The organism is Paenibacillus sp. J22R3, assembly GCF_056269305.1.
The window spans coordinates 1577446-1597910 of record NZ_JBWDNS010000001.1; the positions used below are offsets into that span (position 1 = coordinate 1577446).

The 20465-nt window shown below is 50.7% G+C and carries 27 protein-coding genes; 3 read left to right on the plus strand and 24 right to left on the minus strand.

Features of this window, described 5'->3' with window-relative positions; all coding sequences use genetic code 11:
- Positions 1 to 33: 33 nt before the first annotated feature.
- The 19 genes from AC0YN4_RS07355 to AC0YN4_RS07445 all read right to left on the minus strand — a co-directional run bounded on the left by AC0YN4_RS07355 (position 34) and on the right by AC0YN4_RS07445 (position 13760).
- A complete protein-coding gene (locus AC0YN4_RS07355; RefSeq protein WP_475779319.1) occupies positions 34 to 945 on the minus strand; it encodes a polyprenyl synthetase family protein in 912 nt (303 codons plus the stop codon).
- Between the two features lie 2 nt (positions 946 to 947).
- Complete coding sequence (gene xseB, locus AC0YN4_RS07360) at positions 948 to 1205, minus strand: exodeoxyribonuclease VII small subunit (protein ID WP_475779318.1); 258 nt, start codon at positions 1203 to 1205, stop codon at positions 948 to 950.
- Positions 1206 to 1208: 3 nt separating this feature from the next.
- Positions 1209 to 2561, minus strand: a complete 1353-nt coding sequence (gene xseA / locus AC0YN4_RS07365; RefSeq protein WP_475835461.1) for an exodeoxyribonuclease VII large subunit — start codon at positions 2559 to 2561, stop codon at positions 1209 to 1211.
- An 11-nt stretch (positions 2562 to 2572) separates the two neighbouring features.
- Positions 2573 to 3433, minus strand: coding sequence for a bifunctional methylenetetrahydrofolate dehydrogenase/methenyltetrahydrofolate cyclohydrolase FolD (gene folD, locus AC0YN4_RS07370; RefSeq protein ID WP_475835462.1), 861 nt, complete (start codon positions 3431 to 3433; stop codon positions 2573 to 2575).
- A 124-nt stretch (positions 3434 to 3557) separates the two neighbouring features.
- Positions 3558 to 4010: a transcription antitermination factor NusB gene (nusB, locus tag AC0YN4_RS07375; RefSeq protein ID WP_090976893.1), complete on the minus strand. Its 453-nt coding sequence runs from the start codon at positions 4008 to 4010 to the stop codon at positions 3558 to 3560.
- 106 nt (positions 4011 to 4116) lie between these two features.
- Positions 4117 to 4347: a DUF2273 domain-containing protein gene (locus AC0YN4_RS07380; protein WP_475779315.1), complete on the minus strand. Its 231-nt coding sequence runs from the start codon at positions 4345 to 4347 to the stop codon at positions 4117 to 4119.
- 11 nt (positions 4348 to 4358) lie between these two features.
- Positions 4359 to 4922, minus strand: coding sequence for an alkaline shock response membrane anchor protein AmaP (gene amaP, locus AC0YN4_RS07385; RefSeq protein ID WP_090976897.1), 564 nt, complete (start codon positions 4920 to 4922; stop codon positions 4359 to 4361).
- A gap of 99 nt (positions 4923 to 5021) precedes the next feature.
- Positions 5022 to 5429 (minus strand): Asp23/Gls24 family envelope stress response protein, encoded by a 408-nt coding sequence (locus AC0YN4_RS07390; protein ID WP_090976899.1) that lies wholly within the window; start codon positions 5427 to 5429, stop codon positions 5022 to 5024.
- 139 nt (positions 5430 to 5568) lie between these two features.
- Complete coding sequence (gene accC / locus AC0YN4_RS07395) at positions 5569 to 6927, minus strand: acetyl-CoA carboxylase biotin carboxylase subunit (protein WP_475779314.1); 1359 nt, start codon at positions 6925 to 6927, stop codon at positions 5569 to 5571.
- Positions 6928 to 6982: 55 nt separating this feature from the next.
- On the minus strand, positions 6983 to 7480 hold the full coding sequence (gene accB, locus AC0YN4_RS07400; protein ID WP_475779313.1) for an acetyl-CoA carboxylase biotin carboxyl carrier protein: 498 nt from the start codon (positions 7478 to 7480) through the stop codon (positions 6983 to 6985).
- Positions 7481 to 7744: 264 nt separating this feature from the next.
- Entirely contained in the window at positions 7745 to 8452 is a 708-nt protein-coding gene (locus AC0YN4_RS07405) for a SpoIIIAH-like family protein (RefSeq protein ID WP_475779312.1), read from the minus strand.
- Between the two features lie 36 nt (positions 8453 to 8488).
- Positions 8489 to 9124 (minus strand): stage III sporulation protein AG, encoded by a 636-nt coding sequence (gene spoIIIAG / locus AC0YN4_RS07410; RefSeq protein WP_475779311.1) that lies wholly within the window; start codon positions 9122 to 9124, stop codon positions 8489 to 8491.
- An 18-nt stretch (positions 9125 to 9142) separates the two neighbouring features.
- A complete protein-coding gene (spoIIIAF, locus tag AC0YN4_RS07415) occupies positions 9143 to 9868 on the minus strand; it encodes a stage III sporulation protein AF (protein ID WP_475835463.1) in 726 nt (241 codons plus the stop codon).
- Positions 9869 to 9890: 22 nt separating this feature from the next.
- A complete protein-coding gene (spoIIIAE, locus tag AC0YN4_RS07420; protein ID WP_475835464.1) occupies positions 9891 to 11171 on the minus strand; it encodes a stage III sporulation protein AE in 1281 nt (426 codons plus the stop codon).
- 6 nt (positions 11172 to 11177) lie between these two features.
- Entirely contained in the window at positions 11178 to 11573 is a 396-nt protein-coding gene (gene spoIIIAD / locus AC0YN4_RS07425; RefSeq protein WP_090976913.1) for a stage III sporulation protein AD, read from the minus strand.
- 30 nt (positions 11574 to 11603) lie between these two features.
- The gene (gene spoIIIAC, locus AC0YN4_RS07430; RefSeq protein WP_090976915.1) at positions 11604 to 11807 is read right to left on the minus strand and encodes a stage III sporulation protein AC; all 204 of its coding nucleotides are present in this window, start codon (positions 11805 to 11807) and stop codon (positions 11604 to 11606) included.
- A 15-nt stretch (positions 11808 to 11822) separates the two neighbouring features.
- Positions 11823 to 12341: a stage III sporulation protein SpoIIIAB gene (spoIIIAB, locus tag AC0YN4_RS07435; protein WP_475779308.1), complete on the minus strand. Its 519-nt coding sequence runs from the start codon at positions 12339 to 12341 to the stop codon at positions 11823 to 11825.
- Entirely contained in the window at positions 12334 to 13344 is a 1011-nt protein-coding gene (gene spoIIIAA / locus AC0YN4_RS07440) for a stage III sporulation protein AA (RefSeq protein ID WP_475835465.1), read from the minus strand. The genes spoIIIAB and spoIIIAA overlap by 8 nt, the downstream gene beginning before the upstream one ends.
- Before the next feature lie 149 nt (positions 13345 to 13493).
- Entirely contained in the window at positions 13494 to 13760 is a 267-nt protein-coding gene (locus AC0YN4_RS07445) for a YqhV family protein (protein WP_090976922.1), read from the minus strand.
- A 204-nt stretch (positions 13761 to 13964) separates the two neighbouring features.
- On the opposite strand from AC0YN4_RS07445, the gene comA reads away from it, so the two are divergent.
- From comA to AC0YN4_RS07460, 3 genes are all read left to right on the plus strand, one after another.
- On the plus strand, positions 13965 to 14804 hold the full coding sequence (comA, locus tag AC0YN4_RS07450; RefSeq protein WP_475779306.1) for a phosphosulfolactate synthase: 840 nt from the start codon (positions 13965 to 13967) through the stop codon (positions 14802 to 14804).
- Positions 14805 to 14833: 29 nt separating this feature from the next.
- Positions 14834 to 15544, plus strand: a complete 711-nt coding sequence (locus tag AC0YN4_RS07455) for a 2-phosphosulfolactate phosphatase (protein WP_475779305.1) — start codon at positions 14834 to 14836, stop codon at positions 15542 to 15544.
- A 108-nt stretch (positions 15545 to 15652) separates the two neighbouring features.
- A complete protein-coding gene (locus AC0YN4_RS07460) occupies positions 15653 to 16114 on the plus strand; it encodes a DUF441 domain-containing protein (protein ID WP_090976930.1) in 462 nt (153 codons plus the stop codon).
- Between the two features lie 79 nt (positions 16115 to 16193).
- Here AC0YN4_RS07460 and AC0YN4_RS07465 read toward each other — a convergent pair whose 3' ends face one another.
- The 5 genes from AC0YN4_RS07465 to AC0YN4_RS07485 form a co-directional block, all read right to left on the minus strand.
- A complete protein-coding gene (locus AC0YN4_RS07465; protein ID WP_475835466.1) occupies positions 16194 to 17447 on the minus strand; it encodes an aspartate kinase in 1254 nt (417 codons plus the stop codon).
- A 138-nt stretch (positions 17448 to 17585) separates the two neighbouring features.
- Positions 17586 to 18152, minus strand: coding sequence for an elongation factor P (efp, locus tag AC0YN4_RS07470; RefSeq protein ID WP_475779303.1), 567 nt, complete (start codon positions 18150 to 18152; stop codon positions 17586 to 17588).
- A 97-nt stretch (positions 18153 to 18249) separates the two neighbouring features.
- Positions 18250 to 19326: a M24 family metallopeptidase gene (locus AC0YN4_RS07475; protein WP_475779302.1), complete on the minus strand. Its 1077-nt coding sequence runs from the start codon at positions 19324 to 19326 to the stop codon at positions 18250 to 18252.
- Between the two features lie 4 nt (positions 19327 to 19330).
- Positions 19331 to 19783, minus strand: coding sequence for a type II 3-dehydroquinate dehydratase (gene aroQ / locus AC0YN4_RS07480; RefSeq protein WP_475779301.1), 453 nt, complete (start codon positions 19781 to 19783; stop codon positions 19331 to 19333).
- 85 nt (positions 19784 to 19868) lie between these two features.
- Complete coding sequence (locus AC0YN4_RS07485) at positions 19869 to 20393, minus strand: YqhR family membrane protein (protein WP_475779300.1); 525 nt, start codon at positions 20391 to 20393, stop codon at positions 19869 to 19871.
- Positions 20394 to 20465: the final 72 nt, after the last annotated feature.

Here is a 20465-nt window from a genome sequence, read left to right on the forward strand (position 1 = left end):
TAGAACGATGCAAAAATCCCAAATCTCGCTATTTTAATGATCTCTGCGCATTAAATAATCAGCAATTGCGAGCAAATAATCGGGCATTGCAAGTTTTGCTTCTGCAAGCGCCTGCTTCGCATCTTGGGTCAGCCGCTCTACGAGTGCAAGGCTTTCATCCATCCCAATCAGATAAGGATAGGTTACCTTCTGCTGCTCCACATCACTTTGAACCGGCTTGCCGAGCTTCGACTCGTCACCGATCAAATCGAGAATATCGTCCTGGATTTGAAACGCCAGACCGAGCTTTCGTGCAAATTGCTGCAACGATTCCAGCTGCTGCTGGCTGGCTCCCCCGATCCGAGCACCTGCCAGCACAGAGAACACGATCAAATCGCTTGTTTTGTGTAGATGGATATATTCCAGCTCTTCGAGAGAGGTAACCCCCTGCTCGCCCAGAATATCAGCCACTTGTCCGCCGACCATCCCCGCTGCCCCCGCAAGCTTAGCAAGGTCTGCTACAATCGCAAGCGCTGTCTCCGGCGATGCACCAAGCGCAGAAGCCTGCGTCACAGCATAGAAAGCATGGGTGAGCAACCCGTCACCGGCCAGAATAGCCATTGCTTCGCCGAATACTTTATGATTCGTCAATTTGCCTCGGCGATAATCATCGTTATCCATCGCAGGCAAATCATCATGTACGAGCGAATACGTATGAATCATCTCAATCGCGCAAGCAATTGGCATCGCTTGCTTACGAGCCTTTGCATCTTGGCCGACTGCTTCGGCAGCCGTAAGCACAAGAATCGGACGAAGACGCTTGCCGCCCGCTTCAAGGGAGTACATCATGGCTTCACGAAGCTTAGGCGGAATATCCCATCCGAGCGGAAGGGACGACTGCAGCGCTTCTTCGATTTCCAGAACGGAGCGTGTTAAATAATCTGCAGTAGAAACCGAAGTTTTCACTGTTATTCCCCTCTATCTTCGTTTGCTTGCGCAAACGGTTTTTTATGTAATCCATTTTCGGTTTCAATTAGAACTTCAATCTTACGTTCTACTTGTTCAAGCTTGGAGCCGCACAATGAAGAGAGCTTCATCCCTTCTTGAAAAAGCTCGATTGCCGTTTCCAGTGGAACATCGCCGCTCTCCAGCTTACCTACGATCGACTCCAAACGCTCCATCGCCGCTTCAAAGCTCATCTCTTCTTGTTCTTTTGCTGCTGCCATCTGCTAGGCCTCCCCTTTCATTCCCCACACCTGACATTCCAGCTGACCATCGGCTACCTTCACGTGGAGCAAATCGCCAAGCTGTACATCGGAAACGGATTTAATGAGCTTTTGATCTTTGTCATCGTAAACCAAACTATATCCCCGGGACATGACTTTGAGGGGACTAAGTGCATCCAACTGACGCATGGAAGACAGAAGCTGCACCCGCCGCGCCTTCAAGCCTTGCTGCATGGTTATGTCTAATCGAGCGGTTAGCCGTTCCAGCTGTTTGGCTGCAAGCACTGCTTGAGCTCCGGGATGAACACGAGTCAATGCACGATTAAGTGCTGCGTACCGCTCTCGATGTTTCTCCGCGAAACGAATGGCTCTCGCCTTTAATCTCTCCTCCGTGCGGTCAAGCCGTTCGGCATGCTGAAGCAGATACTTGCGCGGGTTCAAGAACAGCGGTGATTTGCGCAGCCTCGTAAGTCGATCCTGCCGGTTCTGCAGCGTCATTCGAAGATTCTGTACGAGTCTGGATTCCACTTGCGCGAGTCGTGTTCTCATCTCTTGCATACTCGTAACAGCCAGCTCAGCTGCAGCTGTAGGCGTTGCCGCACGAAGATCCGCCACAAAGTCAGCTATCGTAAAATCCGTCTCGTGACCGACAGCGGAAATAATCGGGATCGCTGACCTTGCAATGCTTCTTGCCACAGATTCTTCATTAAAGGCCCAAAGCTCTTCCAAAGAGCCTCCGCCCCGGCCAATTATTAATACGTCAACTTCGGCTAATCGGTTCATTGTTTCGATCGCTTTTACGATCGATGGTGCTGCGCCAGTCCCTTGAACCAGTACGGGAAAAAGCAGCACCGGCACAGAAGGGTGACGGCGCTGCAGCGTAATAATTATGTCTCTCACGGCAGCGCCGGTTGGCGAAGTAATAATTCCGATCGCTTTCGGGAAACGAGGAATCGGCCTTTTTCTTGCCCCGTCAAAGAGCCCCTCATCTTGAAGCTTCCGTTTCAACTGCTCATAAGCCAGATATAGGCTGCCGATTCCATCCGGCTGCATCGCTGTACAATAAAATTGATAATTGCCATCTCGTTCATAGACGGAAATATTACCGCGTGCCAGTACCTTGGCACCTTCCTTCGGGATGAACGGAAGTTTCTGATTATAGGAGGCAAACATAATGCATTTCAACCTGCTGTCTTTGTCCTTCAGGGTGAAATACATATGTCCGCTGGAATGATGCGTAAAATTTGATATTTCCCCGCGCAGCCAAACATCGCCGAGCAGGTCGTCCGATTCCAGCTTCATCCCGATATAGCGGTTTATTTCTTTAATCGAAAGTATACGCGCCGGTTCAGCCATCTTCGGATTACTCACTCCTTAATTGCGTGTTGTTGTTTTGCCGCTTTAAGTGTGTTTTGCATCAGCATCGTAATCGTCATTGGGCCAACGCCGCCCGGAACCGGGGTAATATAACCTGCTGTATCCAGTACATCATCATAATCAACATCGCCGGCAAGTTTTCCGTCTTCGAGGCGATTAATGCCGACATCGATTACAATGGCACCAGGCTTAACGAATTGACGTCCGATTGCTTTGGCTTTTCCGATTGCCACTACGAGAATATCTGCAGTACGTGCGATCTCTTCCATATTAGCCGTTCTGGAATGACAGATCGTCACTGTTGCATGTTCTCTAAGCAGCAGCATAGAAACCGGTTTGCCGACAATATTACTGCGACCGATAACAACGGCATGTTTGCCTGCAATAGGCAGTCCTGTCCGTTTGATCATCTCAATAACACCGGCAGGTGTACACGGCAGCAAGCTGTCATCACCAATCACGAGGTTGCCCACGCTTTCTGGATGGAAACCGTCAACATCTTTCGCCGTGCTGATTGCATCGATGACTGCCTTCTCATCAATGTGCTTAGGAAGCGGCAATTGCACGAGAATACCATGAATGCTGGTTTGTTTGTTCAACTTATCTATTAAGGCGAGCAGCTGTTCTTGCGAAGTCGCTGCATCCAGTCTATGTACTTCCGAGTAGAAGCCAAGCTGCTGGCATGCTTTCTCTTTGCTTCCCACATACACTTTGGAAGCCGGATCTTCACCAACCAGAACTACCGCCAGACCGGGTTTAATATCCATTGCGGCAAGCTTCGCCGCAGCTTCACTAATTTCCAAACGAATGGCATCTGAAATCACTTTTCCCTCAATACGTTGTGCAGTCATGTAATCACTCCCAATTCTGTCTGTAAATATACATTTTTGTAAGCCCCTTAAATCCCTCATGATGGAGGGCTCTAAGGGGCTCGTACTACTCGTTATTGAGCTAATCGACTACGTGTAATTTCACTTACGCCTTCGGCTTTAGCTCGTCCAATGCTTGAAGCAGTCTTCCGAGAACACCGTTGACAAACTTACCGGATTCATCGGTTCCAAAATGCTTCGCAAGCTCGATGGCCTCGTTGATAATCGCCTTCGGCGGCACATCATCGCGGAACACCAGCTCGTAGCAAGCCAGACGCAATATTTGACGGTCGACGCGCGATAAACGATCTACCTGCCAGCCCGTTAAATAATGCTGCAGCATGTCATCGATCGCCGTCTTGCGTTCAATAACACCTTGAACCATTTCACGGACATACTCGTCAATCCGTTCCACGTCTGCCGCATCGGCCTCAATCTCATTCTCGTCATTCACTTCGCTAACCAGCATATCAACAGCTGACGCTGCAGTTGCTTCTTCATTCATTTCCATTTGGTACAAGCTCTGTACCACAATCTCCCGCGCTAACCTACGTTTCATGGGGCCTCCTGACAATTTCGCACAGATTCGATCTACAAAATATGATCTCCTCCCTGCCCCGAACATTCGACTTGCCAATGTCCGGGGTACGGAGGAGACCATAGTACTATTTGAACGGCCGCCATCTCTCCATGAGCCATTCGGTTACCCGATGCCACGGAATAATAGGGCCGCTTTGCTCGTCTTTCAGTTTCCCGATCGTATAACCGACCCAAAGCAGCAAGCCGAAAAACAACATATCCCAAAATCCAACGATAAAATAAAGGAGTCCGAGAATGATACCTACAGACACGCCGGCGATCCGTCCACCATAGGTTGTCCAGATTTCCTTCCACATCGGCATCACCCCTATTCTACGCGACTTTTGAAGTTCGCGGTTTGGATGATGTTAGCTACAAATACGGACACGCCTGCTACAGGAATACCTGTAATCTCTTCCACATGGGATTTGACAGCACGCTGTATTTCTTCCGTCAATGTCGGAATAGAGCTCTCACCATCTGCAATGGCACGAAGCGAAACCTCGATACCCGCTTCACTGATTCTGATCCGCGCCTTTAAATCTTTGACACCCTTCTGACGGCTGGCTGCCTTAAGCGCCAAGTTCTCCACCGTTTCCAGCGAGATACGAATATCTCCGAATTCCGTCCGTTGGTCAATCGAAGGTGCCGAAGCATTGCTGCGACGAAGCGCTAAGTAAAGGAAACGAAGACTGATCAATAAAACAATCGTGGAAACAATAATAACCGTCGCTTGCAGCCAGCGGTACTCGCCGCCGTACAAATTATGTACCAGGTTGTTAAGCCATTCTTCAGGAAACCAATATACGCCTGCACTAAACGCGATAACGGCTACAGCGCCAATCGCGATGCTGTATAGAAACAGCAGAAGCTTGTCCAACACTCTTATCAACGAGAGTTCCTCCTCGGGCGGACTAGATAAAACCCCCTAGCGCCGAGCGGCAAGCCCAACCACTAGGGGGTATGTCGTCATACATTCACGATTGATCCGTTATTTGACTCGTAATTGGATCTCTTCTTCTTCCGGCTTCTCAACCGTTTTGAAATGAACGTCATGAATATGAACATTCACTTCAACGACATGCAAGCCAGTCATCATTTCGATCGATCGTTTGACATTGTTCTGGATGTCTGCCGCAATTTCCGGAATCCTGTGACCATATTCAACAATGATGGACACATCAACTGCCGCCTCGCGTTGACCTACCTCAACCTTAACGCCTTTGGACAAATTTTTACGGCCCAATAGCTCAGCGATGCCTCCGGCAAATCCGCCGCTCATCCCTGCCACGCCACGAACCTCAATTGTCGCAAGTCCTGCAATCACTTCAATGACTTCGGGTGCGATTTGAATAGTGCCCATGTCTGTTTTCTCATAGTCCGCTGCCAGCGTACTCATGGTTATCCTACACCTCCCGTAAAGTAGCTTCCTACCGAACGAAAAACCGATAGCTTATCCGCTTCTTATTCCTATACTATAGCATTCTGAGGGAAATATGACAAACCGTTGCGATGGAGTTTACGGCCATTAGAGCCGATTATTCCTCCGGATTGTTGACGTCATTTTCCTCTAAGAACTTGATGTCGAAATTTCCTTTGAGAAACTTTGGATGATTAAGCAACTTCATGTGGAACGGAATCGTCGTGCGAATGCCGTCGATGGCAAACTCTGCGAGCGCACGTTTCATTCTTGCAATCGCATCCTCACGAGTAGCTCCCCATACGATCAGCTTCGCAATCATGGAGTCATAATGAGGTGAAATTGTGTAGCCCGGATATGCGCCGCTGTCTACGCGAACGCCCAAGCCGCCCGGTGGCAAGTAGAACGAAATTTGACCCGGCGAAGGCATAAAGTTGCGTTCCGAATCCTCGGCATTGATCCGACATTCGATCGACCAGCCGTTAATCTTCAGTTCTTCTTGTTTGATCGACAACGGATTGCCTTCTGCAACGGAGATCATCTCTTTGATTAAATCTACGCCGGTAATCATTTCCGTTACCGGATGCTCAACTTGAATACGAGTGTTCATCTCCATGAAGTAGAAATTACCATCCGGACCTAGCAGGAACTCGAGCGTTCCGGCACCTGAATATTGTACGGCCAGAGCTGCGCGCACTGCCGCTTGCCCCATACGTTCACGCATTGCAGGACTCAGCACCGGACACGGTGCTTCCTCAACGAGCTTCTGTCGACGACGCTGCACCGAACAATCACGTTCAAACAAATGAACCGCATTGCCGTGCTTGTCGGCCATGATTTGAATTTCGACGTGCTTCATGCCCGTCAAATACTTCTCCAAATACACGCCTGCATTACCGAAGGCTTTCTGTGCTTCGTTCTGTGCAGTCGAGATTTGGGAAATAAGTGTATCCTCATCTTCAGCGATCCGAATGCCTTTGCCGCCGCCGCCCGCTGTCGCTTTGATAATGACCGGATAACCAATTTCGCGTGCAACGCGAATCGCATCATCCATATCCTCGACAAGTCCGTCGGAGCCCGGAATAATCGGCACATCCGCTTCCTTCATCGTTTTCTTCGCTACTGCTTTATCGCCCATTTTGCTGATGGCTTGAGGAGAAGGACCAATAAACGTCACGTTGCAGGATTCACAAATTTCTGCGAAATCCGCATTCTCCGCCAAGAATCCATAGCCGGGATGAATGGCATCGCAATCCGTTAAGGTTGCAACGCTCATAATATTAGTTAAATTGAGATAGCTGTCCTTGGAAGCTACAGGACCGATGCAATAAGCCTCGTCCGCCAAACGGACATGAAGCGATTCACGGTCTGCCTCAGAGTAGACGGCAACGGTTTGAATGCCCAGCTCGCGGCAAGCGCGAATAATTCGAACGGCAATTTCTCCCCGGTTGGCAATCAAAATTTTATTGAATTTCACGGTAAAGGCTCCTCTCGTGCGCATTGTATCTAGGTGTCACCTTAGCTTTGTTCTGCTACTCCGGTTTAACCAGGAACAATGGCTGCCCGAACTCAATAAGCTGGCCATTCTCAACGAGAATTTCTACGATCTCGCCGCGAACTTCCGCTTCCAGCTCATTCATCAGCTTCATCGCTTCAAGAATACATACAATCGATTTCTCGTTAATGCGGTCGCCTACGTTGACAAAAGGACCCTTCTCAGGCGACGATGCGCGGTAGAACGTACCGACCATCGGAGAGAGGATTTGGTGATAGTTTTCTTCTTTGGCTGCAGGCGCTTGCGGAGCCGCTGCTGCCGGAGCACCGCCAGGCATACCTTGTGCCGGTTGAACTTGCGGCTGGTAAGACTGCGTATATGTAGGAACGAGAGACGCAGCTTGTACATTCACCACTTCCGCTTTGCCGGGCTTGCGGATCATCAGGCGGGCGCCATCGTTTTCAATTTCAAGTTCGTGTACGGAAGTCCCATCAACCAGCTTGATCAATTCTTTAATCTCGCTCAGCTTAAACATCGTTTCACTCCTATAAGTTTTTGCGCCTCATGCAAGGAGACGCTGCGTAATTGCGTTGCTGCTTGCTGCTTACTGCATGCATCAGCCTGCTTCTACTTTGTGAGGTTATCAGCACCCTGCAAAAAGGTGACATTTACCAAACCTGCACATACCGAAACCATTATAGCACAAACCTCGCGGAACACGAACCCATTTTTTATACATCTCGGATGGGAAAAAGCCCCATTGCCACTGACTTTGGCATCGGGGCCTTCCGCATTTGCCTTACTTGACGTACTGAATGGTGACTTGCTCCGGCGAAACACCGAGCTCTGTAATGACCATTGTAAGGATGCTGTCCGCTTGGCTTTTCTCTAGTTTGTCGCTTTGTACGACGACTTTGTAGCGATCTCCGTCCGGATAAACTGCGGCGTTATTGAACTGCTTCACCAATTCTTCCTCAAGACCTGTAATCTTAGAGCTCTTGTCTTCAAGCAGATTTAACTGTTCGACTGCAGAACCGGCTGCTTTGTCGTCTTGCTTCGTATCTGAGATCGTGCCATACAGTTTATTATACTCATCGTATAATTTCTGATCACGTTTCTCTTGCATTTGGCTGAATACACTGGCGCTGAATCCGCCGGCTTTCTCGAGTTGATCAAGCACCGCTTGATCTTCCTGATTCGCGGCTGCCGTTGCCGCAGGATCCGTTGCCGTTCCTTGATCCTGCGCAGCATTTGGAGTGGAATCAGCTGCATTCGAATCCGTTGCATTTGCGCTTGTCCCGTCCGTTACGTCCGTAACGGTAATCCCTTCATCATTCGTCGTTGTACCGGATGCTTCAGTCGCATCTCCCTTAACTTGCTCTTGCTGCGTGCCGTCTGTTGCCACCTGAGATGGATTTACATCTTCTGTAAACAAGTAATAGGCCGATAAAATGACCATCAAACTCAGCATGGATACCAGCCAAATCGTTTGCCTTTTGTTGTTCATGAACGAACAGCCTCCCTTTTCATTGTCCAATTGGTATTATTGATGCTTGCGTGGAACGACCGAAATTCGGTTAATCGCGACATTGAGCCCTTTCTCCACCGCGTCTATAATTAAACGTCTGACCACTCCGTTCTCCGCGCCTTTAGCTACTATGAGCACGCCGCGGACCTTCGGCTGGATACGTTTGACGATAATCGGAGCCGTATCTCCATTCGTGTTGTATAGCACTACCTTGCCTTCCTTGGTGATGGAAGTAATGCTGCGCTTGCCGCCATTCTTATCGATTTCATTCGTAATTTGCTGTGATTCCTTCTCATCGATATGAACGGTAACCTCTTCCGTCGAATCAACTGTTACGAGTACATCCACCATACCGACGCCGACGATTTTCTCCAAAATATCCTTGAGCCTCGCCTCAAGCGGCTGCTCGATGCCGTCAAAGGAAGAATGCTCGGATGAATGATTGCCGATGACAGCTTGTTCAGAAGGCGGCGTCCCGGAAGCAGCTTGGTCTGTAGGCGGCACCTTTTGATAGGACAGAAAAGAGTTGACCACCATTAGCCCTATTCCGATTAAGCCGATAATGAGCAGCCAGCGCAGCGTCTTAACCCGCTTAGGTCCGCCTTGCCCTTTGCCGATGGTTGACTCCAACCCGCTCAGCCAATTGGCCAACGTCGTTCTCCCCTTTCATTAGTAAGCCGCATCTGAAGCTGTATGCTGTACCTTCACCTCGATTAATCGAGGCGCCACGCCCCAGCCTAATCGAAGTACATCTTTCACCGCATCCGTTACCGCACCAGGCGCTTCTTTCTCAGCCGTATCCGAATCATCGGATGCGGATTGACGATCACCCTCCGAAGTTGATTCCGGCTGTACGGTAACCTCAATTGCTTCGACCTCATCTACGGCTTTCGCTTCATCAGACTGCTCAGCATTGGCAGCAGCCTGCTCTTCAGGCGGCAGCAGCGTTACGGTAACACCGGCAATCTGAGCGGATTGCCCGTCTTTATTCATTTCCAGCTTGACGTCGACAGCCGCTGCATGAAGCCCGGCGTTCTCTGCCAGCTCGGCTTTCATCGCTTCCTCCAGCTTCTGCTCGGTCAATGCTGTTGCTGCTGACTGCTGCTTGCGCTGCAGGTCCTTGGCATTTTGCTGGATATCCTCAAGTGTTGGCATGTGGAATTGCTCAGACTTCGTGTTATGGACCCAACTCTCTACCTGCGCATCAAGTTTGGCGTTAAAATCACCTTGCAGCAGCCGTATGATCGGTGTAAGGATCGTCAGCAGAATGATTAAACCCGCTACAAGTCTGACATAACGCTGCATCGCTTTGTTCGGCAGCAGCAGATCGATAAACCCCGCCAGCAGCACAACCGCGATTATTTGCTGCAGCCAAACCGCCAGCCAGCTCATCATGTTGAATTCCACCGCCTAACTTTTACCGAATCATGATTGCTGCATTGCCTGCTGTAAGTATGATGGTGATGGCCAGGAAGAACATGAGTCCGACAGCAGCTAGTGCGGCAAACACGTAAATCAGCGTTTTGCCTATGGTTTGCAGACAGCTCACGATAGGACTATCGCCAAGCGGCTGCATGATGGCTGCCGATACGTTGTAGATGAGCGCAAGTGTAATGATTTTGAGGGCAGGAAACGCACATAGGAACAAAATAATGACCACACCTGCAAGTCCAATTGCATTCTTCACAAGCAGTGAAGCCGACATGACCGTGTCTGCCGCATCTGAGAAGGTTCGACCAATGACAGGAACGAAATTCCCCGTAATAAACTTTGCAGTTCGCATCGTAACGCCGTCGGTCACCGAACCGGTAGCTCCCTGCACGGAGATAACCCCAAGGAACACGGTCAGCATGACACCGAGCAAACCGACACTGAAGTTGCGCAGCACATTCGCCAGCTGAGTCACCTTGAACTTATCCGACACCGCACTTGCAATATGCAAGACTGCCGAGAAGAAGAGCAGCGGGAAAACGAACGTATAAATGACTGTGCCGACGGCATTAATCATGAAGATGATCAACGGATGAAGCACCGACACCGTTACAACGCTGCCCATTGTGGCTAACAGCGTGAGCAGCAGCGGCATCATGGCAAGCATGAACTGGATCATCCCGGTGATGGCATCCTTCGCGTAGCCGATGGCGACATTGAAGCTGTTTACGGCTAGGACGATCATGACCATGTAGGTGATACTGTAAGCAACTTTGCTGACGGCATTGCGTTCGAAGGCGGTTTGCATCGTCTCGAGCATCATGCTGAACACGGTTAGAATGACAATCGTGACCAGCAGCTTACCGTTATACAAAATTTCGTGCAGGGCATACTTGAGCAGTCCCGAAAGCACCGTTGTCAGCTTCAATCCTTCGCCGCCGGGCATGATCATTTCGGCAAAGCTTGGCACGTTGTTATCGGGGAAGAATCCCCCGTATTCAGACATCAGCTTGTTCCAATATTTCTCTACATCTTCCGTATTGATCTCCTTGACCTGATCACCGGCCAAATTCTTATTGACCGAAACGGCATTGTCGTTTGAAGTGAGGTCGTCCGCTTCCGGTGCAGCTGTCGGTTCAACGATGGCAGCCGTGTTGTGACTGCTCGTTTGCGAATCCGCAAATGCGGCAATTGGCAGAATCGTCAGCAGCCCCAGCATGAGCAATGCTTGCAGCACCGCGAATCGGATGGTCCAGTGCCGCCGCATAATGCTTCAACTCCCCACCGGCAGAAGGCCGAGTACTGTTTCTACGATGACGCTGATGATCGGGACGGCCAGCACGAGAATGAGTATTTTACCGGCAAATTCAATCTTCGAAGCGATGCTCTCCTGCCCGGCGTCTCGTACAATTTGGGAACCGAACTCCGCAATGTAGGCAATTCCGATGATTTTCAGAATGGTCTTCAAGTAGATAGACGGTATGCCGGAACGATCAGCCAGCTGCTCCAGCACCGCGATGACCGCTTCGATCTTGCCGATGACAAACAAGAAAATGAAGAGCCCCGTAAAGGCTGCCAGCAAGAAACCGAACATCGGCTTCTGTTCGCGTACGACGAGGACGAGCACCGTCGCAACTAAACCTAGCCCGACGATTTGGATGATTTCCATGTTTCGTTCACCCGCCTTGCCCGAGTAGCGTCATTGAAACAGGAAGATCGTTTTGATTTCTTGAAACAGATCGTTCAAGAGGCTCACGACCATAAATAGGACGACGACAAAGCCGATCAGCGTTACCCAGTGCGCCATATCTTCTTTGCCCATCTGCTTGAGTACGGTATGGATCATCGCCGTGATAATGCCGATTCCGGCAATTTGAAAGATGGCGCTCACATCAATGTTCATTCTTCCGGCACCCCGCTACAAAATCAAAATGACGACTAGCGCGGCTGTGAGAACTCCGAGGCTCTTCCACATTTTCGAAAACCGCGCACTATCGTGCCGTGCCGCTTCTTCCTCCGACTGCAGCTGCTGCATGGCAAGCTTCAGGTTCTTAATCTGATCTTCCCTGTCGCTGATCCCAAGCGCAGAGCCGAGTCGAATCAATGCAGCTTGCTCCGGCTGCCGCATGGCCGTATGCGGCCAAAACGCGTTTGCTGCCCCTTCCCAGCTTTCGCGGAAGGTCAGCTCATCTGACTGCTCCAGCCGCCTGTTTACATCTTGGAGCAATGACGCGATCGGCTCAGGCAAGTAAGCTGCGCAGCGGCTGATGGCCTCCGGGAGCGGCGTGTACCCATACCCGATTTCGGTCTCAAGCCGTTGTAAGGCGTAGATGAGCTGCCTGATCTGGATCGGCCGCGCGGCATAGCGCGACGCTTGGAGGAAGCCGATCATCGTGCCGGCGAACAAGATTAACGCAGCGCCGATAAGCTTAACCATGGCGATCGCCTCCCTTCCACGCAGTCGGCTCTCTAGCCGCCGGCGCTCTTCCGGCCGCCGCGGCCGGGAGCACTCGGCTCATCAGGCTTCCACCATTGCGCCGAAGCTCTACGCATTGCTGGAATGCCCCGGCAGCGAGCAATCTGCCAAGAACCGGCCGGCCTCTTGCGTCCTCCAGGTCCTTGGCATGTGCTGTCGCGATCACCGTAACGCCGGCATGGCTCGCATCCAGAATGGCATCGCCATCCTCTTCGCGGCCGATCTCATCGACGATCATAATCTCCGGCGACATGGAGCGAAGCATCATCATCATCCCCTCTGCTTTCGGACAAGCATCCATCACATCGGTTCGAGGACCAACATTAAAGGTAGGAACACCTCTGACACATGCGGCGATTTCGGAGCGCTCATCCACAATGCCGACCTTGCGTCCGGGCCAGTCCATCGCAGAAGGATGTCCCCAAGCGCCGCTGCTAACCGCCCTAGCCAGATCGCGAACGAGCGTCGTCTTGCCTTGCTGAGGCGGCGCGATTACAAGCGTTGACTGCAACGAGCGTCTCTGATGGTCCAGCAGCTTCGGCAGCAGCGATGCAGCGGCGCCGATGACTTCTCTGGCAATCCGCACATTAAACGCGGCAATATCGCGGATGCCGCGAACTTGTCCATGCTCCAGCACCGTGCGCCCAGCCAGTCCGATTCGATGTCCGCCGGCTACCGTGATATAACCGCGACGCAGTTCTTCTTCCATTGCGTAGAGCGAGTGATTCGTTACACGTTCGAGCAGCTTGCGGCATGTTTCCGAAGAAGGTTTGTACGCATTCTCCGGATTCGGCTGCAGGATCCCTTGCGGGGTAACGAACCAGAAGGCTAGTCCAGTGCTGATTTCAAGCGGTCTGTTCTCTCGGATGCGAATCTCTTCTACGGCATCTTTCAGCCGCTCCGGTATTCGTCCGAGCACCTCTGTAAGCTCGGAAGGCAGCAAATGCTGCACTTTTTTGAGCATCCGGCATCCCTCCCGGCTCTTCGTTTCTACTAGATTGATAGAGTGAGTGATGAGTGATTGTCCATCTTTGTATCCCATTCTATTCCGCAAGGCCGCGTAATATGACTAGATTCCCCGCTATATTGAACCTCTGCATAATCCTTCTTGTTTCATTTCTTGAGCACACCGATCAGAATGCAAGCGACCCCGCAAACGATCCAGAGCATTTTAGCAAACGATATTTTATCCGAGAGACCTACGAGGCCGATCATTGTCGTCGAGATAAGCACGAACGGCCCTACAAGTGCAAGTGATGAGTTCACAACGAGCGCTTTATCAATTTGGTTCAGACGCAGCATCAGCAGTGCGGCCATGATCTCCAGCGAGCCGGAGAACATGCGGATCGATGCCATACTAAGCACGATTTTGTTAAGCATCTCTATCGCCTCTTTCCCTAGTGAACATGAGCGCGCAGCACGTATTGCTAGAACGCCCGGCTCTTCTACAGCCTATGCATGCCTGTCTCTCTTTCATTCTCACAACTTTGGCAAACTACGAATAAGAGGCACATTCCCCCTCGCACACGCTCTGGGCTCCCTGCATATATTGCTGTGGAAAAGAAACGATTGCGAGGAGATATCATGAGATCTATTACACAGGCTACTTGGCCTTCGGCCTTACACGATCCAAGCGGCCAGCGTGAGGTCGCCAAGAATGCGCACCGGACTTCCGGACGCGGCAAAACCATGGTCATTGACAAAGGACTCGGACGTCATGCGTTCTCAGATCTGCTCGAAACAGCAGCGGGTTACATCGATTGCATCAAGCTGGGCTTTGGTACAGCTCCCCTCTATCCAACCGATCTGCTCCTGAGCAAGATCGAGCTGGCTAAGCGGTGCGGACTTACGATCATGCCCGGTGGAACGCTGCTTGAGACGGCCGTTCAACAGGATGTTGTACCTGCTTTCTTCCGAACGGTGTGCCGACTCGGATTTAATGGAATCGAGGTTTCCGATGGCACCATCGAGCTCAGCCGCAAGCTCCGTACGGAGCTCATTAAAGAAGGTCTTGCCAATGGTCTGAATGTCGTTACCGAATACGGCAAGAAACTGTCCGGGTCACTTGTGGATGCCCAAGAATTAGTTGTAACGGCCGAGGCAGACTGGCAGGCCGGTGCCGCATTGGTCACGATTGAAGCCAGAGAATCGGGGATGGACGTGGGATTATTCGATCGTAACGGCGATTGCTCTCAAAGTGTGCTGGAAGCTGTCAGCCACTCCCTGGGCGATATTTCTCGCATCATGTGGGAAACGCCTTTGAAGCAGCAGCAAGTTCTACTCCTGCAAACGTTCGGCTCAGAAGTGAATTTAGGCAATATTCAACCTACGGAAGTGATGGCGCTGGAGACGATGCGTCGCGGACTCCGCTCAGATACGTTTCATTTCGGCGCTCGCGTTGAGCCGTTTATTTATATGATTTAAGGAAGCTTGGGAAGGATGTTGTTTCACGTATGCATATCGAAGTGATTTCCAACGTCAACGAAGCGCAATCCGAACGCTTCACGCATCGGACGGCTATCGTCATTGATGTGCTGCGCGCTACGAGTACGATCGTTGCAGCGTTGGAAGCCGGAGCAGCCGGCATTGTGCCTGTCGAAACCGTTCTCGAAGCGAGAGCGCTGCAAAGCAGCGGCAATTTAATCGCAGGCGAACGCTTCTGCCGCAAAATTCCCGGCTTTGATCTGGGAAACTCCCCGGAGGAGTTTACGACAGACAACGTACTCGGCCGCCGAATTGTATTAACGACAACGAATGGCACGCGTGCCATTCATAAAGCGATGCGAGCCGACCATGTGCTTGTCGGTTCCCTCAATAATGCGGCAGCCTGTGCGCGTACGGCGCTGGAGCTGCGCCGCGATATTGTGCTGCTGTGCGCCGGAAGCCACGATGAATTCGCACTTGAGGACGGCTTATGCGCCGGCTTGCTTATTAGCGAGCTACAGCAGCTCAGCCCTGCTCCGCTTGAGATGAACGATATCGGCTCTGCGATGCTCGGACTCTATAGGAGCGCCGGAGGCAAGATTCATGAGCTGCTTCAATCGTGCACGACAGGGAAACGGCTGAACAAGAACGGCAGCGGTCGGGATATTGAGCGCTGCAGCCTAGTCAATATCAGCGGGATCGTACCAAGAATGCAAGGCGATATGCTCGTCCAGGGCTGAGCAAGGCGGATCTGACATAACCGGGAGGCTTGTTCCATACAATGGAGTATGGGCGCCTGCGCGTGAGGCGCGAAGGCGGTGACATACGGATTGAAGGAGTCTACAAGCATGAGCGGGGAAGTAGTTCTTGTTCTTCTGATTGTAATCGGCTTAATCGGCCGTTCGCCGATTATTTCAACCGCAGCCTGCGTGCTGCTGATCGTCAAGCTCGTCCATTTGGATCGATTTCTCCCTACGATCGAACGCCGGGGACTCGAGCTTGGTTTGTTATTTCTGACGTTCAGCGTTCTCGTCCCATTCGCTTCCGAGCGGATCAATTCCAAGGACATGATGAATGTCATCACCTCTTGGCCCGGCATATTGGCGCTGACCGGAGGCGCAATCGCCACCTATGTGAACGGTAAAGGCCTTGAAATGCTAAAGTTTGATCCTCAGCTTATCGTAGGCCTTGTGGTCGGATCCATAATTGGTATTGTGTTTCTACGCGGCATACCGGTTGGTCCCCTGATGGCCGCCGGAATAACGGCGATCTTGTTTAAGCTATTCAGCTTTATTGCTGATCGTTTCTAAGCGAGAAGCCCGGCTCGGCAGCAAAAAGGACAGCAGCGCTCTATGGCGCTGCTGTCCTTTTTGCTATCTCTCTAAACTCTTAACGTCTGTCTTGTGGTCCGCCAACAAATACTTGCTCAGCGGTGTCAAGTCCGTATGCCGTATGAAGCGCACGGATAACATCATGAACCGTATCGGCAGCAATAACAACCGATAAACGAATCTCGGATGTCGAAACCAGCTTGATGCTGATGCCCAGCTCGTAGATCGCTGCGAACATTTTCGCGGCAACACCAGGGTTGCTTACCATGCCTGCGCCAACGATGGAGACTTTAACGAGATCAACTTCGGAGGTGACTTCACGGTAAGGCACTTCGCTGCGGATGCTTTCTACGACTGCGATTGCTCTATCTTTATCGTTCAGGGAAACCGTGAATGCAAAGTCTGCTTTGCCGTCTTGGGTGCCGCTTTGAACGATGATATCGACGTCAATGCCGCTAGAAGCAAGCGCGCCGAACACTTTAGCAAGTACGCCCGGAATATCTTCTACACCCAGAATACTGATTCGTGCTACGTTTTTGTCATAGGCGATGCCGCGAACGACCATCCCTTGTTCCATGACCGCTTCCTCCTTCACACTCGTGCCTTCATTTTGCGTAAAGCTAGAACGAACTACAAGACGTACGTTATAATTCTTGGCATATTCTACTGCTCGCGGATGAAGAACTGCTGCACCTAAGTTAGCAAGCTCGAGCATTTCGTCGTACGAAATCTCATCCAATTTACGAGCGCATTTGACTACCCGCGGATCTGTCGAATAGATCCCGTCAACATCCGTGTAAATTTCGCAAACATCCGCTTTGATGGCAGCAGCCAGCGCTACAGCCGTTGTATCGGAACCGCCACGGCCCAGTGTCGTGATTTCGCCTTCAGAAGTGGAACCCTGGAAGCCTGCAACAATAACCGTGTACCCATTGTCCAATGCAGCAAAAATACGATCCGGCTGAATATCCGTAATCCGTGCTTTCGCATGTACCGCTTCTGTCTCAATCCCTGCTTGCCAGCCTGTAAATGACATTGCCTTATGCCCGATTGCATCAATGGCCATCGAAAGCAGCGCAACCGATATTTGTTCGCCTACCGTCAGCAGCATATCCATTTCACGTGCGGGCGGGTTCGCGTTTAGCAGCTTGGATTGATCGATTAGATCGTCGGTTGTATCTCCCATAGCGGAGACGACTACTACAACCTTATGACCGGCTTCCTTATAATCGGCGATTCGCCTTGCAACCCGTTGCATCCGCTCTGTTGAGCCGACGGAGCTGCCGCCGAACTTCATTACTATCAACGACACTTCTGATCCACTCCCAACGCAGTTCTAAGTGTAAAGTCTAATGTTCTTCATAAAACAAGATTATATCATATGTGCGTAAGTTTGAATATGACAAAAAAGCCGTTCGGCGCGATGTCCGGACGGCTTTGCTGCTGGTTCTTATTGATCTTTAGAGCGGGAGATGTATTTGCCATCGCGTGTATCGATAAGCAGTACATCGCCTTCGTTAATGAAGAGAGGAACTTGAACGTTAAGGCCTGTTTCACAAGTTGCGTTCTTCGTAGCGCCTTGCGCTGTGTTACCTTTAACGCCAGGTTCTGTTTCAGTAACCTTCAAGTCAACCGTGTTCGGCAATTGGATACCGATGATTTCTGTATTGTAGCTGGAGATGTTAACCGTCATGTTTTCTTTCAGGAAGTTAATTTCCCATTCCAGCTGCTTCTTATCCAGCGTGAATTGGTCATAAGTTTCGTTATCCATGAAAGAATACTCGGCACCGGAGTTGTACAGGTATTGAACCGCACGGTTCTCGATGTTTGCTTTACCGATGTTCTCGCCAGCGCGGAACGTTCTTTCCACGGTGTTGCCGTTTCTGAGGTTCTTCAGCTTCGAGCGAACGAATGCTGCGCCTTTACCCGGTTTAACGTGTTGAAAATCAATTACTGTGAAGATATCGCCCTCTACCTCAACGGTTAGGCCTGTTTTAAAATCATTAACTGAAATCACTGCAATTCCTCCTGTACTGTAATAGGGAGTTTGATGGATTCAAACTCTCACTTTAAATGGTAATAAGGTGTTTGACGCACCTCTTCTTTTATAAAACTCACGCCAAAGTGAACAATGTCTTCGGGGATGAGGTTAATAACGCATTTCCATCAGCGGTGATGACAATATCGTCTTCGATCCGAACGCCGCCGAAACCCGGAATGTAAATGCCCGGCTCCACCGTAACGGTCATACCCGGTTCCAGAACGGTAGTTCCGCCTACCGACAAACGAGGCGACTCGTGAATTTCCATTCCAAAGCCGTGACCCGTTCCATGTCCGAATTTGTCGCCGTAGCCATGACGCGTAATAATGTCGCGCGCCAATGCGTCCGCTTCACGTCCGGTCATGCCCGGTTTAATGCCTGCCAATGCAGCAAGCTGTGCTTCTAATACAATGTCATAGATCTCACGATGACGGTCAGTAGGTTTCCCTACCACGATCGTTCTCGTAAGGTCGGAGCAATAACCGTTATATAAAGCGCCAAAATCAAGCTTCACAAACTCATTATTGCCAATTACTCGGTCACTTGCAACACCATGCGGCAGTGCAGAACGTTCCCCTGATGCTACGATGGTATCGAATGAAGAGGATGTTGCGCCTCTGCTGCGCATAAACATCTCCATTTCAAGCGCTACTTCGCGTTCACGCAGACCCGGCTTGATAAAGCCAAGAATATGGTTGAACGTTTCATCTGCAAGCGCGCAAGATTCGCGTATTACTGCAAGCTCTGCTTCATCCTTGAACAGTCGCAAATCCTCAATGACACCGGAAGCCGGCGTCAATTCAATTGCAGTGCCAAGCGCTTCGTTCCAAGCCGTGTAGCTGCTGAATACGACGTGATCCTGTTCGAAAGCAAGCTTGCGAACTCCCGCGGAAGCGGCCAGATCCTTTACCGTATCAATCCACCTCGGTCCATGCTCGACAACCGTAAAGTCCGTTGCTTGCTCTGGAGCCTGTGTCATATAACGGAAATCAGTCAACAGCCAACTGTCTGAAGCGGTGATGAGCAGCACGCCTGATGAGCCTGTAAATCCACTTATGTACCGACGGTTAACGGCACTCGTTACGAGAATGGCATCCACCTGCAGGGCAGGCAGTTTATCGCGTAAACCGGCTAATCGTTTAGATGTCATGGAATCACCCTTTTTCGTTATGCTGCTGTAAATGTTGAACCAGTGCGTTCAAGCCAAGCACATAGCTCTGTGCGCCAAATCCGGCAATTTGACCGATGGCGACAGGCGCAATGACCGAAACATGGCGGAATGCTTCACGTTTATGAATATTCGAGATATGTACCTCTACTACAGGCAAGCCTACGCTGCTGATTGCATCGCGAATCGCATAGCTGTAATGAGTAAAAGCTCCCGGATTCATGACGATTCCATCCGCTTGGCCAAATGCTTCATGAATGCGATCAATGATCGCTCCCTCATGATTCGACTGAAAGAACGATACTTCTGCTCCAAGCGTATCTGCAGTTTCCTTCACTAACGATTCGATTGCTTGCAGCGACATCGAGCCGTAAACTCCGGGTTCCCGGATGCCGAGCATGTTCAAATTCGGCCCATTTAGTACAAGTATTCTGGTCATGGAGAGTCCTCCCGGCGCATAGATCATTAGCCATTCTATCACAAAGACCCACCATTTGAGAAGGGCTCTCCGGACCCGTGTACGGTTAGAGTGCGCCAGCCGGCTCTCTCGACGCTTCATCGGTAAATTCGAAGGCAATCGTGTAGCCGATAAACAAGCCCCATAGAGTGAAGAAACAGCCTTCCGTAATTAGCGTATCGTAGCCGATTTTGTTAACGGGATCCATCATCTGCATAGCAGGACCGATTGTCATAAACAACAGGAGCCACCAGACTAAGCCGTAGAACATCCCTGGCCATGGTCCCCCCAGCTTCCCGAGCAGGACCTTATAGATGAAGGTAGCAATAATCGAAAACACGGTGAATGCCACTATACCAGTGAAGTGCCCCCACCCTGACTTGATGAAGGTCTGCTGGAAGAAAGGCTCAATGAGAAACCCAGGCGTTACCTTTGTAAATTTAATGGCGTACAGCAGCCAGTGCAGCAAGCCCCACATCATGCCCGCATAGAACCCTAATTTCAGACAATAGCGAAACGTATTCGTATGCGGCTTGCCGTTATAATCGCTTGGACTGCTTTGCTTTCTGCGTTCTGTATTTACTTTACGCATCTGTCATGCGCCTCCTTCAAAATAGCTTGATCAAGTGAGTGTTTGGCGTTAGTATGTGCAATCGTTTCTGCC